This window comes from Salinivirga sp., assembly GCF_035268865.1.
Classification (GTDB): domain Bacteria; phylum Bacteroidota; class Bacteroidia; order Bacteroidales; family Salinivirgaceae; genus Salinivirga.
In genome coordinates this window covers 1-18,007 of record NZ_DATFKB010000161.1, presented here as the reverse complement: position 1 = coordinate 18,007, position 18,007 = coordinate 1, and the positions used below count along the sequence as shown (strand labels likewise).

Genomic DNA, 18,007 nt, shown 5'->3' with positions numbered 1-18,007 from the left:
TCTTTTTAGTATTCAGCTAATTTTTTAAGCGATGCGTATATTTTGTCAGTATCTGGTAAAATTGCTTTTTCTAATATGCGGTTGAACCCAACTGGTGTAAATGTTGAGCCTACACGCATTATAGGACCGTCGAGGTATTCAAAGGCTGCATCTGATATTTGAGCAGCTATTTCAGCACCAAAACCACTAAATACTTTGTCTTCATGTACCACCAGTACTTTATTGGTTTTTTTAACCGATTCGATTATGGTATCTGTATCAAGTGGTATTATTGATCTGATATCAATAACCTCTACTGACATATTGAGCTCTTCCTGCAATTTTTCAGCAGCATCGAGCGACATATGGGTTGTATTTCCATAGGTCACAATGGTAATATCTTCACCTGCTCTGCGTATTCTGGCTTTTCCAAAGGGTACTTCAAAGTCTTCGGGTATTGGTGTGGCCGCTTTGGGATCGTTATAGAGTGCTTTGGGCTCCATAAACATGGTCATTCCCCGACTACGCATTGAAGTACGCAATAGGCCGGCGGCATCATCGGCAAACGATGGATAAACAATTCTTAACCCTGGCAATGTTGAAAGTGCACCTTCAATGTTTTGACTGTGGTAAAGGCCACCTCCGATATATCCGCCAGAGGCAAGTCTGATGGTTACGTTTGGCACGAATTTACCGTTTGAACGCCAGTAGTCATGTGTTGAGTCTACCAATTGTTCCATGGCAGGCCAGAAATAGTCCGCAAATTCAGCCCCTTCAATCACTACCCTAATTTTTTCGTCAAACCGACTCATTCCATTAGCTGTACCTGTAATGTAATCTTCAGCGATGGGGCCATTAAAAACCCGGTCTTTACCAAATTCTTGCTGCAATCCTTTCGATACATTAAAAATACCTCCTTTGTCTTTGTGTGCCACATCCTGGCCGTATAGGAATGTATCGGGATTGGCTTTAAATTCAGCTTTGAGCGTTTCATTAAGTGCTTCAATAAGTTTCTTTTTGTTGCCGGTGTCGTTGTGCGTTCCATCGGGGTATTTTGAAGCTTTGTATGGTTCCGGGCTCACATAATCAAAAATAGAATCTGGTTTTGGATCCGGCGCTTTGAGTGCTTTTCTATGGGCATCTTTTACAATTTTTTTGGCTTCTTCCTCTATTTTTTCAAGGTCTTTTTCCGTAAAACGCTCATAGCGCAAAAGCATTCTGCGATATTTGGCTATTGGATCGTATTCTTTTACGTAATTACGTTCGTTCTCATCGCGGTAAAGTTCATGGCGGTCGCTGTTGGAGTGGGAGTGAATACGCACACAGTTGGCATGTACTATTACCGGCTGCTGGTTTTCAAGCGCCCACTCTTTGGCTTCCCGCATTGCGTTCATTGAATCGAACACATCTTTACCATTACAATGAATGATTTTCAGGTTTTTAAAGCCACTGAAATTATCAGCTACCTTGCGGTTGGCTGTTTGGTCCTCTTTAGGTACGGCAATTCCATATCCATTATCCTGGAAAACAAAAATTACTGGCATTTCTTCCCGCGAGGCACCATTAATTGCTTCGTAAACATAACCTTCAGAAACAGATGATTCTCCCTGAGAGCTTATAATTACACCCTCACCATTGTAGTACTTCATCGCGCGGCCTATTCCGGCAGCTTGCTGGGTATGGTTACCTGTACATGATGATACATTGTGTATGTTCCATTCTGGTTTGGCAAAGTGGTTTGACATATGCCTTCCGCCTGATGCCGGATCAGTGTCTTTTGATATTCCGTTAAGGATGAGTTCTTCTGCTGTGAGACCGGCCGAAAAGGCTGTCATCATATCTCTGTAATAAGGGAACAGGTGGTCTTTCCCCTTTTCAAACACCTGACCAATAGCAAGCTGAATACCATCGTGGCCTGCATAGGGGGCATGGTATGACCATCCTATTGCCTGTTTCAGGTAATTGGGTGCTTTTTCATCTATGGCACGCCCCACTGTTAATAGGCTATACCATTTTTCAAGTGTTTTTTTATCGGTAGTTTTAATACTATATTTTTTAGTTTTAGCCATCTTATTAGGAATTTTATAATGTTCTGTTTTTATCGAATTGCTCTAAATAATCTGCTACTCTTTTTACATAGGCTCCGCCGAGGGCTCCATCAATAACGCGATGGTCATATGTCAGCGAGAGAAACATTTTGTGACGTGGAACTATAATATCTCCGTACTCGGTTTCTACCACTGCAGGCTTTTTCTCAATTGTGCCTACTGCTAGAATTGCAGATTCGGGCTGGTTTATTATAGGTGTGCCCATTACATTACCAAAGCTGCCGAAGTTCGAAATAGAGAAAGTTCCTCCCTGAATTTCGTCCATTGTCAGCTTATTGTCGCGAGCTTTTTGTGCAAGATTATTAAGTTCATGCGCAAGACCTGTTATGTTTTTGTGATCTGCTTTTTTGATAACGGGCACTATCAGGTTGTTTCCGGGCAACGCAACTGCAATACCAATGTTATGGTCTTTTTTCTTGATGATTTTATCTCCGTCGATAGCAACATTAACCAAAGGGTAATCTTTTAATGCTTTGCTAACTGCCTCAATAAACATAGGCATAAATGTTAGTTTTATACCCTCGTGATCCTGGAATGCTTTTTTCTTTTGGTTTCGCCATTGAACAAGATTTTCAACGTCGACCTCTACCATGCTGGTCACGTGTGCAGCTGTATGCTTGCTGTTTACCATTCGTTCTGCAATGACTTTGCGCATGCGGTTCATCTCAATAATTTCATCTTGTCCACTTACGGAAGGAGCTACACCACCACCTTCGGAAGCCGGTTGCTTGCTGTCGGCAGGTTGTTTAGAAGCAGTACCTGGTTGTTTTTCGCCTTGTTTGGCTGAGCTTCCTCTGTTTTCAATATATGCAAGAATATCCTGTTTCCGGACTCTACCTTCATTTCCTGTTCCCTCGATTTGCTCAAGTTCTTCAAAGGTTACTTTTTCTTCTTTGGCTATATTGCGCACTAGAGGAGAATAGAACCTGTTGGATTTTTGATTCAAATCTGATGATTCTTTCGGGGGCTCTTTTTTATCTTCTTCTTGCTCTTTTTCAGGAGCCTCTTTCTCTTCTGGCGAATCTTTTTCTTCATCGCCTTTTTCTTCAGAAGTGTCTTCAACAATTTCTTCTTCCCCTGTGAGGTCTATAATTGCAATTACTTCACCGACTGCAACTACATCACCGGTTTCGTATTTAATATCAATGACTTTGCCCTCAACAGGACTTGGTACCTCTGAGTCAACTTTGTCTGTGGCTATTTCAAGTAAGGCCTCATCCTCTTCTACAGACTGACCTTTTTCGATAAACCATTTAGTAATCGTTGCCTCCTGAACACTTTCACCCATTTTGGGCATTTTTATTTCAAATGTTGACATATTGATTGAATGTTTATTACATTTTAAATTCCCTTTAACCTAGACAAAAAAACAGTTGTTTTGTTTATTAAACGTGAATTCGACGAAAAATTCTTAATTAACCTCATTGTATTATTGTCTTTTGGAATTTGATTGAACTATGTTTCAGAACGCTTAGAAATAGTAAGATTCAATTTAAAATCATGCGTAATAGGAAGCTATGTTACATGGTTTTTAGGAAGAACATTGCTGTTTATAAGCGTTAAAAAACTAAGCTTTGTGTAAAAAACAGATATACTTCGTTATTTTTTATCGCAATAGCTCGCTATTCCTCAAAAATATGCTTCCGATTATATCGTAACAGGCTTTGTCTATCAGTTTTTTATTCCAATCTGAATTTGAAAATTTAAATCGAACTCACGTTATTTAAAACTTGTCATGAAAAGCATTTGTGTTTTTCACATGCTAGAAGAAACCATTTTTTTAGTAAAATGTTTTAAATGTTATTAGAACTTAATAATCAGCCTTATTTGTTTGATAAATCAGCAATATGTCGTAGAATTGCATAACTTTTTTTTTATCTTTACTAAAATTTTAGCGCCATGGATAAGCTCTTTTGGGAAGGTACGGAAACAACACCACAGGTACTTTTAGATCCTGAAAGCCAGAAGTATGAAATAAAAGGCCGGTCTTTTCCTGAAGATCCAGTTGAATTCTATCAACCCATTTTTGACTGGATAGATAACAATCTGCCTGAGATTGACCACAAAATTATTATGGATATGTACATCGAATACTTCAATTCTTCATCTAACAGGATGATACTCCTGATAATGAAGAAACTGGAAGAGCATTTGATGCATGGCAAAGATATTCATATTAAATGGAACTATGATGATGAAGAGGTTCTTGGGGACGGGCAGATGTATTCGACCCTGATAAAAATTCCATTTGAGTTGAATGAAGTTAGTGTATAATTTTTATGATTCGAAACCGTTTTTTAATTCAGAAAAGCGGCTGTGCTGTATGTGGAAAGCCGCTTACCTATAATACTTCTTTCGAGAAACACAAGTGTTACTACTGTGAAAAAGATATTGAAACCGATATTTTTTGTGACAACGGACATTTTGTTTGCGATGCCTGCCACAGGGTTGATGCCAACGACTTAATCCAGTCCGAATGCCTTAATTATGAAGGCACAAACCCACTCGTTTTTGTCAATAGAATTATGGAAAACAAATTGTTTAATCTACATGGACCTGAACATCATTTTTTGGTTCCGGCTGCTCTGCTTACTACATACAATAATGCAACCGGAAATATAAAAAATCTGAGGGAAGCCCTTAAGATTTTAAGAACCAGAATGGTTAAAATTCCCGGAAATATTTGTGGTACCAATGGAGGATGTGGTGCTGTATTGGGGCTTGGGGCCTTTGTTAGTTATATTACAAAAACCACCGCTTTGTCGGAAAAGAAATGGGCAAAACTTCATGCTGTAACTGCAGCCGGGCTAATGCAGGTATCCAAATATGGGGGACCTCGTTGTTGTAAGCGTAATACCTATATTGCAATTCTGGAAGGTATCACCTGGCTGAGCGAAACACTTAATATAACCCTTGATAAACCAAACCCGATTGTTTGTGGGTTTCATCTTCGCAATAAGGAGTGTCTGGAAACTGAGTGTCTTTTCTATAAAAGTCATTAGGTTTTTATTTCCCTTTATCAGCCATCCGCTTTAGTAAGCTTTTCTTCCAAATGTCTTATTTGTTCTGTAATTAACTTTTTGGGGGCAACTTTGTAACTTTTGGCCAACATATTTTCTCCCCTGGATATCAATTGTAAAACGCCGAGTGTTTGACTCCACAGTAATGTAATAATTAGGAAAGGATCCTTTTTTACCTTAATGGAGCCATCATCCAATCCTTTTTGGTAGGTGTCTGAGATTAACTCTATGTTTTTTCTTCTAATATGATAGGTCTTATTGATGTTAGGGGAGGTGTGGTTGCTTTCTGTAAAAACGAAATACTTATCTTCGAAAGACCAGAGCAGTTTGTAATATGATTTATTTACATAGAAAAAGGTGAAATATGCATTGGCAATGTCCAAAAGTATTTCAAGACCACTTTTGTTTGTATCAATATTCTTCTCAACATGTTGACTCAAACGGGTTAATATCCTGAGTACAACTGCTGCAAAAAGGTCATCTTTATCAGGAAAATACAGATAAAGGGTGCGCTTATTATAATTCGCTGTATCTGCAAAATCATTAAAAGTGGCATTCTCATATCCTTTTTGAATCAGGATTTTTTCGGCAGCATCAATAATATGCTGGTATCTTTTCTCTTTTGCTCCCGGTTTTTTGCTAAACTTCATTTCGTCCATTTCTTCCTGCTATTTATAATAAAGGATATAATTAAACCCTAAATATACTAATATTAAATTTGTTTTAAAATTCATGGATTAGTTTTCTATAACATAGAATGCTGTCTTCTTATTATTGTTTTTAGAAACTAAGTTGAGCGGTTTGAACTTAGTGAAAAAGCGCTTTAGTTAGGTGTAACCCCGATTTAGAAATTGTCGGATTTCACCGAATAGTTGAGGTGAAATGCATACAATTTCTTTATCGTGAGCGAGAACCTTTAGCTCATGACCGAAGGGAATAATCGCTCAATTTGGGTAGAAGTTTTTTATCGCTTTTCATCCGTTTAAATTTTAATTTTCATTGATTGGATGGAACTCTCGATGAACTCCGAGGGGCTTGACAGAGTCAATTTTAAACATAGGCTTTGCCGAGCTCGCAAACTCGGTTCATGTTTGTTTCATAATATTTAACAGACTTGTATAAAAAGAGATTCTTAGTTATTCATTATGCAATAATTGGTTATTTTTGCATATTTGAATCAAAACAGAAACAATTAATAATATTGTGAAAACTAAATAATGATTTTATGAATAAGAAAAATTTGGTTATCGAGATAATTTTGGCAGCAGTGTTGATTTGGGTTATTGTAGGCAATTATAGCACCGATGAAAATGTTGAGCAAGATAAAGAAGAGATAAAAGCTCAGGATAATCAGCAAGCCAGTCTAAGGGTTGCTTATATCAATACAGACTCCCTTCTTATGAATTATAAATTAGCAAAAGAGCTTAACAAACAGTTTACTTCGCAGCAAAAGCAATCGCAGCGGGAACTTGAACAAAGGATGCAGAAGTTTCAGAAAAATTACCAGGCATTTCAGGAGAAGGTGCAACGCGGAGGTTTTTTAACACAATCATCGGCTGAGGCACAGCAACAAGAGTTGCTTGCAGAACAGCAAGAACTGGAAAAACTCAATCAACAGTTATCGAATAATTTGATGGCAAGAGAGCAGAGTATCAACCAGGAGCTTTATGACAGTGTTTCGAACTTTGTGAAGCATTACAATAAAGACAAAAAATATGACCTTATACTGAATAATACCCTGGGCGGTAGCCTGATTTATGGTAAACAAAAGTATAACATAACCAACGAGATTTTGCAGGAATTAAATGCAAGATATGACAGACGTTTGCAACAATAATATTGAACATCGAAACAGAGATTCAGTACCCATGTGCTGAATCTTTTTTTATGGAGCCAATAAAGAAATATCTGACTAAAAGCTACTCATGCCTTAATGAAATTGAGTACAATAATAATCCGGCCATTATTGTTGTTATACCTGCCTTTAATGAATCCATGATTTTAAACAGCCTTAATTCTCTCAAGGCTGCATCCTGTGCCTCTAATGTAATGGTTTTAATAGTTGTAAATTATTCCGAAAGGGCCAGTGCGAATGAAAAAAAATTCAATCGCATTTTGTTTGACTTACTAAAAGAATGGTGTAAACTTTATTCGACCGGGCAATTATTGTTTCAGGTAGTTTTGGTATCTGAAATGTGTAGAAAACATGCTGGAGCCGGCCTGGCAAGAAGAACAGGTATGGATACTGCGATTGATGTTTTTTTTAATAATAAAAACCCTGATGGCGTAATTTTATCTCTTGATGCAGATACCAAAGTAAAACCAAACTATTTTGAAACGGTGAATGCACATTTTAATCAATATCCCGATACAAACGTTTTACTCATTGATTTTCATCACGATCTGGAAGCTGCACCTCAGGAACTTCGACGGGCTATAATTCTGTATGAACTTTATTTGAATTATTACGTTTTGGGCAGTCGGCTGGCCGGGTTCCCCTATGCATACCATACAATCGGTTCTGCATTTGCCGTTAAAGCTGCAGCATATGTTCGGCAAGGAGGCATGAATAAAAAGCATGCGGGTGAGGATTTTTACTTCCTTCATAAAATGTTTCCATTATATGAAAATTATCGCACTTACGATACATGTGTTTATCCCTCAGCAAGAGTTTCGCTCCGCGTACCTTTTGGCACAGGGCCGGCAATGCATGATATTTTAAAAAATGACCTTGAGCTTAGAGTGTATCACCCGGATGCTTTTATGGAACTTAAGGATTTTTACCTTAATATGGGTGATTTGTTCCAGAAAACAGTTGCTATTGATAACCTCGTTGGAAAAGTGTTAAGATTGTATTTATCGAAAATTGATTTTAATACGAAAATTAAGGAGGCTCGAAATAACACTTCATCCAGGGCACAGTTTGTTAAGCGTTTGCTGAGGCATTTTGATGCTTTTCAGCTTGTTAAATACCTCAATTTTGCGCATGAAAAAGGCTATTACAAGCGAATTCCTGTGCTAGATGCTGTTCAGAAGCTGCTTTTCCAAAATCAGCTTTATGTCGATACGAATTATAATTTGCTAATGGAAGTGCGTAAACTCGAAAAAACTACTCCTCTTCGTCAACTAAGATGACGAAAACGTCCTCATTTTCTTTTTTCATAAGGTACTCTTCTCTTGCAAATTTTTCCAGCTGCTCTTCATTCGACCTTAGCTCGATGAGCTTTGCACGATCTTTTTCTATACGCTCTTTGTAATATGCTTTTTGTTCTTCGAGCTTATGAATGTGGCTTATAGTTCTGAAACGCTGAATCAGGTTATTGGTATCGAGAAATAGTATCCAAATTAAGAAAACAAAAAAGGCCAGAACGTACTTGTTGGCTAGATATTTTTGGTAGAACCAGTATAATTTGTTGGCTTTTTTCATAGAAAAATTAATTAACCTCCACTGATTATTCTCACAATATCTAATTGGTCACCATCTTTCAGTTTCGTATCTCCAATTTCATTTTCGTTAATTACTTTACCGTTAACCCTTATAAGCAATCTTTTAAATTTAAGATCTTTTATCTCGAGCAATTTATAAAGCGTCAGTTCGTTTTGTTCAAACTGTTCTTCTTTATGGTTTATTTGTAGTTTCATTGTGAATCTTCTTGTTTGTTAAAGGTTCGCTCCTTTAGTTTTTCCCTCAGCAAAAATAGTAATATTCTTAATTCTGACAATCATAATTCCCTTAGGAGGATATCAATAACGACATTGGCCTGCATATTAGCAACTATGCCTACTGCTGGTGCCATGGGAGGGTTTAATTCATTTACTTCAGCTTCCTGATCACCACAAACCCATAGTTTGTCATACTGTTCGGTCGTAAAACGATTGTTATTTCCGTAACCAGCAAGTCCCGATGCAATTACGAGATGTTTCTCAGGTAATTTTACCAAAACAGATTCAATTAATTGCTGTTTTATACGGGCATCACCAATGGCTTCAACAATAACATCGCAATCGGTAAAAAGCTCAATAACTTTTTCTTCAGTGAGTTTGATGTCATGTGCTTCAACTTTTGTATGTGGATTTATTCTTTCCAGCACATGTTCTAAGGCACTTACTTTTTTTATCCCAATTTGATCGTAGAAAAAGTATTGCCTGTTCAAACAGTCTTCTGAAACAGAATCATAATCGGCAATCACCAGCTTTCCAATACCACATCTCGCCAGACTCGTTGCTACATTTGAGCCTAAGCCCCCTGCGCCCGCAATGCCTATTTTGCTGTTTTCTAAGATTTTGTGTATTTGATCGTATGTCCTCATATTAATAATTTATAACGCTGTTTCTATTCAGTATTACTTAATATGCTTAAAAATACAAAATAATGCGCTCAAATACCACCTTGTACTTAAAAATATTCCATTTATCTATGAACTTTTTTTTAATACATCTGTTTAAAGGATAAAAAGATATTAATTTACGATATGGAGATTTTAATTATTTTAGGACTTACAGTTGTTTTACTAACCCTTGCCTTTGCAGGAATTGGGATAAAAATGTTTCTGAAAAAAGATGGCAGGTTCGAAAAGAAATCATGCTGTAGCACAACTGGAGAAGAAACTAATTCATGCGCTTGTAGTGTAAATAGTGATAGATGATTCTTTTGATTTTGGGATTTTCATGATGTGAGAAGCGGCCATGTTTAGAAACAGGCCGCTTTTCTTATTATTTCGAAACCAGAAAATCAGGATCTGGTTTTAACTTTTTTAATAAACCTTTGCGGGCATTTTTTTGCTCAATTTTATCCCAGGTTTGAGCGCAATATATGCCTCTTTTAATCATTTCTTTATTTCCGCCGATATGGGTATTGGGAAATTTGCCATTCTTGTTTACAAGTATTTTAATACCAAGTGCGGCAAAAACGATGGCCATTAGACCAATACTCACTAAAAAAACCTTTAAAATCAACATTAGGCAATTTATTTTGTTTCTGGAATGAACAAAATTACCAAAAAATATTGAATACTCGAAAAAAGTGAGATCATGGTTAATCAAAAAACTGCAAAAGAAGATAATATGCTCACTAAAGAGCAGGTTTTAAAAGATTATTTCACAGCAAATTTAAGTCGACAGCTTAGTATTATTGGAAGGAAAGAGGTGCTTACAGGTAAATCGAAATTTGGCATATTCGGCGATGGCAAGGAAATTATACAGCTGGCCATGGCCAGGCAGTTCCAAAATGGCGATTGGCGATCCGGTTATTATCGCGATCAAACACTTATGCTGGCAACGGATATGTATTCTCCCGAGGAATTTTTTTCTTCATTATACGGGCACACTACTCTTGAGCATAACCCAAGCCATGGAGGACGATCGTTTAATAACCATTTTGGAACACGGAGTATTGATGAAAATGGCGAATGGAAAAATCTGATGGTACAAAAAAATTCTTCTGCCGATATTTCGCCTACTGCAGGTCAAATGCCGCGTTTGCTTGGTTTAGCTTATGCATCAAAAGTTTTTAAAAATGAAAAAGGGCTGCATAAATTTAAAAATTTTACAAATAAAGGAAATGAAGTAGCCTTTGGCACTATTGGGGATGCCAGTACATCAGAAGGCCATTTCTGGGAAACCATGAATGCCGCAGCTGTTTTACAAGTGCCAATGGCAATGTCTGTATACGATGATGGTTATGGTATTTCAGTTCCTAAAGAATACCAAACAGCAAAAGGTTCTATTTCAGACGCACTGCAGGGATTTGAGATTAACAAGAAGGGGCAGAAAGGAATATTGATATACAAAGGTAAAGGCTGGGATTACCCGGCGCTACTGAGATTGTATAAGGAGGGTGTAGAACGAGCTCGTAAAGAGCATGTACCTGTACTGTTTCATATCGACGAGGTTACGCAGCCGCAGGGACACTCTACTAGCGGTTCCCATGAACGTTACAAGTCAAAGGAGCGACTGGAATGGGAGCAGGCATTTGACCCAATAAAAAAAATGCGGGAATGGATTCTTGATGATAAATTGGCCACGGCCGCTGAGCTCGATAAAATTGAAAAAGAAGCAGTTCAGAAAGCCAAAGATGCTAAAAAATCTGCATGGAAGGCTTTTACTCAACCCATGAAAGAAGAGCGCGACAAGTTGGTTAAAATTATTGAGAACAGGACCTGTGTTTGCAAGCGTGACCATTACGACAAGGCCGGGGAGATTGCCGATAACCTTAAACGCATTGTAACACCTATAAGAAAAGATAACTTTAGTGCAGCAAAGCGTATTTTACGGCATATTTGTACCGATTGTCCGAAACGCAAAGAATTAAAAGAGCAACTCGGAACCTGGTTAAAAGATAATTACAAAAGGGTAGGACCGGATTATCACTCTCACCTTTATTCTGAAACAAAATATGCTGCCACAAGCATTCAACCTGTACCTATTAAATACAGTGAAAAAGAAGATACAAAGCCCGGAAGGGAAATTTTAAGAGATAATTTTGAAGCCCTTTTTGAACATTATCCCCAACTCGTAACTTTTGGTGAAGATACCGGGAAAATTGGTGATGTTAACCAGGGAATGGAAGGTATGCAGGAAAAATTTGGTGAGTGGCGTGTTTCAGATACTGGAATTCGCGAGACAACAATTTTGGGTCAGGCTATTGGCTTAGCCATGAGAGGAATCAGACCAATTGCCGAAATTCAGTACTTCGATTACCTGCTCTATGCATTGCAAACCATGAGCGATGATTTGGCCACGTTGCTATGGCGCACCCGTGGCGGGCAAAAAGCACCTGCCATAATTCGTACTCGTGGACACCGCCTGGAGGGTATATGGCACTCCGGTTCACCTTTAAGTATGGTTATTAATTCCATACGAGGAATGTTGGTATGTGTGCCTCGCGATTTAACCCGTGCCGCCGGAATGTATAATACCTTGCTGAAAAGCGATGAGCCAGCCCTGGTAATTGAGCCACTTAATGGTTATCGTTTAAGAGAACGGGTGCCTGAAAATATTGGTGAATTTACTGTTCCAATTGGCGAACCTGAGGTTGTGCATGAAGGTGCGGATGTAACCGTTGTGACCTACGGATCATGCGTGCGCATTGCACAGGAAGCAGCCCGCCAACTTGAAGATTTTAATATTGGCGCAGAAGTTATTGATGTGCAAACCCTCATACCTTTCGATAAAAATCAAAGTATCCTCGAAAGCATCAAGAAAACCAATCGTGTTGTATTCTTTGACGAAGATGTACCGGGTGGAGCTACAGCTTATATGATGCAAAAAGTTGTTGAAGACCAAAAAGCCTATTTTTACCTCGATTCTGAACCCCGTACATTAAGTGCCAGGGCGCACAGACCTGCTTTTAGTTCAGACGGAGATTATTTTTCGAACCCGAATGCTGAAAATGTATTCGAGATCGTATATGATTTAATGCACGAAGCAAAACCAAAAGAGTTTCCTGAACTTTATTAAACAAAATGCGAAGATTATGAAACAAAGCAGCAATGTAACATATAAGTTATTTTTAGTTGTGTTGCTGCTTTGTGCCTATTCACCAATATTTTCGCAAACCGACAGCATACTTTTACAAATTAATGAAGAGCACCTGCAATTTAAGAAAAACGGAATGCAGGTACTTGGTGGCTGGGCTTTGACCAATATAGCCGTAAGTGGCTTTATGTTGACCCAAACCCGAGGTGTGAATTACCGTTTTCATGAAATGAATGTGTTTTGGAATATTGTTAATTTGGGAATTGCCGGATTGGGCTATTACGATGCACAAAATACTTCAGCAGAAGGGATCGGATTGATCGAAACGCTTTCAAATAATCAGGGTTTCGGAAAAATATTACTACTTAATGCCGGACTTGACGTAGGTTATGTGATGTCTGGTTTGTACCTCAGGGAACGGAGTAAGCAGGTGTCAAAGTTTAGTAACCGACTTAAAGGTTATGGTAATTCAATTATATTGCAAGGTGGTTTTCTCCTGGTTTTCGATATCGTTTTATATTCAATTAATCAAAATAAAATCTCAATATGGTTAGAGCAACATAATTTTGATGTTCAAATCTCTCCTGTCTCAGTATCGCTCGGTATGAACTTCTAATAATGTAAATTATAGTTTTTTTGTAGGCAGATTTTCCATTGTCTTTTAATTATATTTGTATAGGCATTGCTTTTACACATTTCGGTGCCTTATTATAAATATTTTAATTAAATAATCATGGATACTACCAAAGTTCGACCCTATCTGTTTATTCTGCTTGTTTTTGCTATCCCATTATTGCTGATTCCAGCAATAAAGATGGCCAAAAATGATAGTCAGTTATTGCAAGAACCACCTGCGCAAACTCAAAAAGATACTCTGCGTGGTGATTATGCGATTATTATTCATGGTGGTGCAGGTAATTTTACTGCTGATGATTTATCTGAAGCAGAAAAACTAGCTTATAAAAAAGCTTTGTTTGAGGCACTGGAATCCGGGAAATCGATGCTCTCATCTGGCAAAGAAGCCGTTTATGTAGTTGAAAATGTGATCAATATGCTGGAAGATGATTCACTTTTTAACGCAGGGAAAGGAGCTGTACTGACCCATGAGGGGCATGCTGAGCTCGATGCATCTATTATGCGTGGTCAGGACCGAAATGCCGGAGCTGTTGCAGGTGTGAGAACCACTCGTAATCCTATATCAGCTGCTCGTATGGTGATGGACAGTAGTGTCCATGTGCTGCTGTCTGGCCGTGGTGCCGAGGCTTTTAGCCGTACCGTGGATTTGAAGCAGGTGGATAATAGCTACTTTATAACTAAAAAGTCACAGAAACGGCTCAAAGTATCTATTGATAAGCACGGAACAGTGGGCTGTGCAGTTTTAGATACCCACGGCAACCTTGCAGCGGGAACCAGTACCGGCGGAATGAACAATAAACGATACGGACGCATAGGCGATTCACCAATTATTGGAGCAGGCACGTGGGCCGATAATCAAACATGTGCTATTTCTGCAACAGGATGGGGTGAGTATTTTATCCGTTTGGGTGTAGCCCATGAGATATCTGCGCTTATGAGGTATAAAGAAGTGAGCCTTGAAGGTGCTGCACATGAGGTTATAAATAAGCAACTCGAACAACTTGGTGGATATGGAGGCATTATAGGTGTTGATGCATTTGGCAATGTCTCAGCAGTTTTTAACACAACGGGTATGTACAGGGCTTATTACGATGCGCAAGGCAAACAGGAAATAAAGATGTTTAATGATTGACCTTCAGATTTAGGTTTTGAACTTCAAAATTTAAATACTATCTTTCTGCTAATTAGATGGTGGTTCACATAAAATATTGCTAATGAATGTCCCGAAATAGAAATTTGTTATAAAAATGATTTTATGATTATGCTACCAAACAACTAAAAACCAATATATTAAATGGCCTACAAACCTAAGGGATATTTCGATTACCTGGATGAACCAGTGCTGGTTTATCAACTCGATAAAGAAGGAATGCCCGGAAATATTTTATATTCAAATGCCAGAGCGCAAGAGGTGTTGCAATATGAACCACAGGATCTTTTGTCGCGAACTGTTTGCGATATATGCGATATCTCATTGAATAAGTCGTTGGATGAGATTCATAATACTGCCAATAACCAGGCAAGTACAATCCAAATTGCATTTATTACCGGCCGTGAAAGTATAGTGAAGTTGAGTGTAGCGATTGATATTTCAGAGAATAATGAAGAGCGAATTGTTGAAATGGTATTTACCGGGTTAAACCTTAATACTAAAGAAAGTGCCGAAGATGTAGATCGCTTTTACCGCATGGCTTCGCATTTGCATGAAGGATTGGCTATTCTGGAAGACCGGCAAATTGTTTATACCAATAAGGCAATGGAAGAAATAACCGGTTTTAGCGCTGCCGATATTAATACCTTGCTGGAGAGTGTGGAGTCTCTTGCCGCACCTGAAGAGAAGAACAGAGTGAAAAATATGCTGGAAGAAATGCAGAAAAATCCGGATCAGAAACATATTCTGGATTTTTGGATTGTAACCAAACAGGGAGAACGGAAGTTCATCCACAATAGCTATTCTCAACGGAAAACCAGCAGATCGGTAATTCAATATGTGGTTACCCAGGATATCACACAGAGAAAAATTGCTGAAAATATTGTAAAACAAAAAGAGCAGGAGTTTAAATCTCTGGCTGAAAACTCACATGGTATAATTGCGCTTTTTAACCGTGAATTACAATGTATGTATATAAACCCCGAAGGGGCAAGGTTGTTGGATAAAACCGCAGATGAGCTTATTAATAATCCACTTTCTGAATTTGGTTTTACAGACGAGGTTTATGCTAATGTGAAGAATAAAATAATAAATATTTTTTCGCAAAGGGAACGTGAGGAGTTTGAGATCAGTATAGCATCAAGTGAAGGCAAAAAGTTTTTAAATTGTGTCGTAATTCCGGAGACTTTTGTTGAGGGAGTAATGGATACAGCCTTAGCCATATGTTCTGATGAGACCACACTAAAACAGACGGAAATTGAGCTGGCACAGTTAAAAAACCGGTATCGGTTAATAATCAATAATCTGTCAGATATTATTTGGATATTAAACAGCGATTTTGGCACAGAATATATTTCACCCAGTGTGCAAAAGATGTTTGGTTATACTGTTGAAGAGTATCTTCAGTTGGAATACAAAGATACGTATGACGAAGACGGATTAAGTGCGTTAAATGAAATGATTTCTCATATATCCCAGGGACTAAAAACCGGTAATATACAGCAAATTAAACAATCCTATATTTTTGAAACAAGAGCCAAATGCAAAGATGGCTCTTATGTGTGGGTGGAAATAATTGCACGGCCAATGTTCGATAAAGAGAGCCACTTTGTAGGCATGAACGGCGTCACAAGAGATATATCGAAGCGAAAAAAAGCGGAGCTTGATTTGGTTGACGCCAAAGAAAAAGCTATTGAAGCAGATAGACTAAAAAGTGCCTTTTTGGCAAATATGAGCCATGAAATTCGCACACCAATGAATGCCATTATCGGGTTTACTGATTTATTGAACGAAGATGATGTTGACAAAGATACGAGGGAAGAGTATGTGGAACTAATTAATTCAAATTCCACGCATCTGTTGAAGCTTATCGATGACATTATTGATATATCGAAAATTGAGGCGGGGGAGTTAAAAATAGATAAGACAGAAATTGATCTGAAAACGCTTTTTAATGACCTTTACCACGTGCAGCTTGAGGCACTGAAAAATGCAAATAAATCAAATAAAGTTGAGCTCAACTATGATTTGCCCGCAGAAGATATTGCTATTGTAACCGATCCCATGCGCCTTAAGCAAATCATGACCAATTTAATCAGTAACAGTATTAAATTTACCAATGAGGGTACAATTAGATTTGGCATTACCATTCATGATAAAGATTTTGTGCGGTTTTTTGTGACTGATACCGGTGTGGGTATGACCGATGAAAAGCTAACCTATATTTTTGACCGTTTCAGACAGGTGGAGGAACACACAAGCCGCCAATATCAGGGGTCCGGCCTGGGTTTGGCTATATCCAAGCAATTGGTTACACTACTTGGGGGTGAAATTTGGGTAGAATCGGAAGTTGGTAAGGGTACATCATTTTATTTTACATTACCACATCAATGGGAAGGCGATCCCCAATTCGAGAAAGCCATTGAAGAGAAAGAAGAAGATATCTATAACGTACTCATAGTTGAAGATGATGATACCAATTATCAGCTATTGAAAGAAATTCTTAAACCCCGTAACTACCGCATTTATAGAGCTTATGATGGAATAGAGGCGCTTGAAATTAATGAAGACGAGGATCTTGATATTATTTTGATGGATATACAGCTTCCCAGAATGGACGGGTATGAAGCTACTCAAAGAATCAGACAAGAGGATGCTGATTTGCCCATTATAGCTCAAACAGCTTATGCCAATTATAACGATGTGGTTAAATCATTAGATGCAGGGTGTAACGATTTTATAGCTAAGCCTATTAAACGGAAAAAGCTTTTAGCTATGATTGATAAATACATGCACAAAGAAAATTAACTAAGCCAGCGTATGGATTTAAATGATGTTTTTAGACAACGTCAAAGTGTAAGAAACTTTACTAATCAACCAATAGAACAAAATAAGATTGAAGCACTGAAGGAAGCATTAAGGTTTGCTCCCTCTTCAAAAGCCAAATTCCCCTGTCAGTTTTATTTTGTAAAAGACCCCGTTATAATAAGTCAGCTGGCACAAAGTAAACCACATGGTGCAACTTTTCTAGAAAAAGCTCCATTTGCCATTGTTTTTGCTGCCGATCCCGAAATCTCAGATGTGTGGATTGAAGATACCAGTATTGCTGCGACTTATGCTATGTTGCAGGTTACCAACCTTGGATTGGGTAGTTGTTGGGTACAAATTCGTAACCGTTTTTACAACGAACAAACAACCTCGGAAGATTTTATACGCAGCTTGCTGCAGATAGAGTATAATATGAGAATAACTTCTTTATTGGCAGTTGGTTACCCGGCAGAAAATATTAATGGCGGGCAAAAAAATATTTATGCTAATATCAATCATGTCGGTTAAATATGGCTGAAATACAACATATATCTGGCTGCCCCTTTTGCCTGAATGCCGATCACCCATTAGTGTTTTTTGCCAGCGAATATTTCAGAGCAATTTATAACCGTGCACCCATCTTGCCGGGACATACATTAGTTGTGCCTGCAAGACATGTTTCTGCGCTTGATGATTTAACAATTACTGAACTGGAGCACATTATGGTATTTACTCGTAAAGTAAATCACATTATTGGAAAGTTGTTTCCCAATGAGGGGTTTAACTGGACATTGCAGGATGGGCAACCTGCCGGGCAAACCATTGAGCAT

General features: G+C 38.2%; 18 protein-coding genes. 11 read left to right on the top strand and 7 right to left on the bottom strand.

The genetic code is table 11. The annotated features are described in order from the left end of the window. Positions 1–5: 5 nt before the first annotated feature. Positions 6–2,048, bottom strand: coding sequence for an alpha-ketoacid dehydrogenase subunit alpha/beta (locus VJ937_RS09375; RefSeq protein WP_324066638.1), 2,043 nt, complete (start codon positions 2,046–2,048; stop codon positions 6–8). Positions 2,049–2,061: 13 nt separating this feature from the next. Next, a complete protein-coding gene (locus VJ937_RS09370; RefSeq protein WP_324066637.1) occupies positions 2,062–3,405 on the bottom strand; it encodes a dihydrolipoamide acetyltransferase family protein in 1,344 nt (447 codons plus the stop codon). Positions 3,406–3,986: 581 nt separating this feature from the next. Between VJ937_RS09370 and VJ937_RS09365 the strand changes: the two genes are divergently transcribed. Then, entirely contained in the window at positions 3,987–4,361 is a 375-nt protein-coding gene (locus VJ937_RS09365; protein WP_324066636.1) for a DUF1987 domain-containing protein, read from the top strand. Positions 4,362–4,366: 5 nt separating this feature from the next. Beyond that, positions 4,367–5,089: a DUF5714 domain-containing protein gene (locus VJ937_RS09360; protein WP_324066635.1), complete on the top strand. Its 723-nt coding sequence runs from the start codon at positions 4,367–4,369 to the stop codon at positions 5,087–5,089. A 17-nt stretch (positions 5,090–5,106) separates the two neighbouring features. Here VJ937_RS09360 and VJ937_RS09355 read toward each other — a convergent pair whose 3' ends face one another. After that, complete coding sequence (locus VJ937_RS09355) at positions 5,107–5,757, bottom strand: TetR/AcrR family transcriptional regulator (protein WP_324066634.1); 651 nt, start codon at positions 5,755–5,757, stop codon at positions 5,107–5,109. A 575-nt stretch (positions 5,758–6,332) separates the two neighbouring features. Between VJ937_RS09355 and VJ937_RS09350 the strand changes: the two genes are divergently transcribed. Together VJ937_RS09350 and VJ937_RS09345 are read left to right on the top strand one after the other, a co-directional pair. Next, positions 6,333–6,944 (top strand): OmpH family outer membrane protein, encoded by a 612-nt coding sequence (locus tag VJ937_RS09350; RefSeq protein WP_324066633.1) that lies wholly within the window; start codon positions 6,333–6,335, stop codon positions 6,942–6,944. A 50-nt stretch (positions 6,945–6,994) separates the two neighbouring features. Then, positions 6,995–8,242, top strand: coding sequence for a hypothetical protein (locus VJ937_RS09345; RefSeq protein WP_324066632.1), 1,248 nt, complete (start codon positions 6,995–6,997; stop codon positions 8,240–8,242). Here the strand turns inward: VJ937_RS09345 and VJ937_RS09340 are convergent. The 3 genes from VJ937_RS09340 to thiF all read right to left on the bottom strand — a co-directional run bounded on the left by VJ937_RS09340 (position 8,217) and on the right by thiF (position 9,417). Continuing rightward, positions 8,217–8,534 carry an FtsB family cell division protein gene (locus VJ937_RS09340; protein ID WP_057951746.1) on the bottom strand — a complete coding sequence of 106 codons (318 nt, stop codon included), beginning with the start codon at positions 8,532–8,534 and terminating at the stop codon, positions 8,217–8,219. The two genes, VJ937_RS09345 and VJ937_RS09340, sit on opposite strands and share 26 nt — an antisense overlap. An 11-nt stretch (positions 8,535–8,545) precedes the next feature. Continuing rightward, positions 8,546–8,749: a sulfur carrier protein ThiS gene (thiS, locus tag VJ937_RS09335; protein ID WP_324066631.1), complete on the bottom strand. Its 204-nt coding sequence runs from the start codon at positions 8,747–8,749 to the stop codon at positions 8,546–8,548. An 80-nt stretch (positions 8,750–8,829) separates the two neighbouring features. Continuing rightward, positions 8,830–9,417 carry a sulfur carrier protein ThiS adenylyltransferase ThiF gene (gene thiF, locus VJ937_RS09330; RefSeq protein WP_324066630.1) on the bottom strand — a complete coding sequence of 196 codons (588 nt, stop codon included), beginning with the start codon at positions 9,415–9,417 and terminating at the stop codon, positions 8,830–8,832. 162 nt (positions 9,418–9,579) lie between these two features. Between thiF and VJ937_RS09325 the strand changes: the two genes are divergently transcribed. Beyond that, positions 9,580–9,753 (top strand): hypothetical protein, encoded by a 174-nt coding sequence (locus tag VJ937_RS09325; RefSeq protein WP_324066629.1) that lies wholly within the window; start codon positions 9,580–9,582, stop codon positions 9,751–9,753. Positions 9,754–9,820: 67 nt separating this feature from the next. Here the strand turns inward: VJ937_RS09325 and VJ937_RS09320 are convergent, their stop codons facing one another. Then, entirely contained in the window at positions 9,821–10,042 is a 222-nt protein-coding gene (locus VJ937_RS09320; RefSeq protein WP_324066628.1) for a hypothetical protein, read from the bottom strand. Between the two features lie 96 nt (positions 10,043–10,138). On the opposite strand from VJ937_RS09320, the gene VJ937_RS09315 reads away from it, so the two are divergent. From VJ937_RS09315 to VJ937_RS09290, 6 genes are all read left to right on the top strand, one after another. Continuing rightward, a complete protein-coding gene (locus VJ937_RS09315; RefSeq protein WP_324066627.1) occupies positions 10,139–12,565 on the top strand; it encodes an alpha-ketoacid dehydrogenase subunit alpha/beta in 2,427 nt (808 codons plus the stop codon). 16 nt (positions 12,566–12,581) lie between these two features. Beyond that, positions 12,582–13,199 (top strand): DUF6992 family protein, encoded by a 618-nt coding sequence (locus tag VJ937_RS09310; protein ID WP_324066626.1) that lies wholly within the window; start codon positions 12,582–12,584, stop codon positions 13,197–13,199. A gap of 117 nt (positions 13,200–13,316) precedes the next feature. Beyond that, positions 13,317–14,351: an isoaspartyl peptidase/L-asparaginase gene (locus VJ937_RS09305; protein ID WP_324066625.1), complete on the top strand. Its 1,035-nt coding sequence runs from the start codon at positions 13,317–13,319 to the stop codon at positions 14,349–14,351. A 162-nt stretch (positions 14,352–14,513) separates the two neighbouring features. After that, positions 14,514–17,177 carry a PAS domain S-box protein gene (locus VJ937_RS09300; RefSeq protein ID WP_324066624.1) on the top strand — a complete coding sequence of 888 codons (2,664 nt, stop codon included), beginning with the start codon at positions 14,514–14,516 and terminating at the stop codon, positions 17,175–17,177. Positions 17,178–17,189: 12 nt separating this feature from the next. Then, a complete protein-coding gene (locus VJ937_RS09295; RefSeq protein WP_324066623.1) occupies positions 17,190–17,705 on the top strand; it encodes a nitroreductase family protein in 516 nt (171 codons plus the stop codon). Positions 17,706–17,707: 2 nt separating this feature from the next. Then, positions 17,708–18,007, top strand: a 300-nt coding sequence (locus tag VJ937_RS09290; protein WP_324066622.1) for an HIT family protein, incomplete at its 3' end; no start/stop codon positions are given.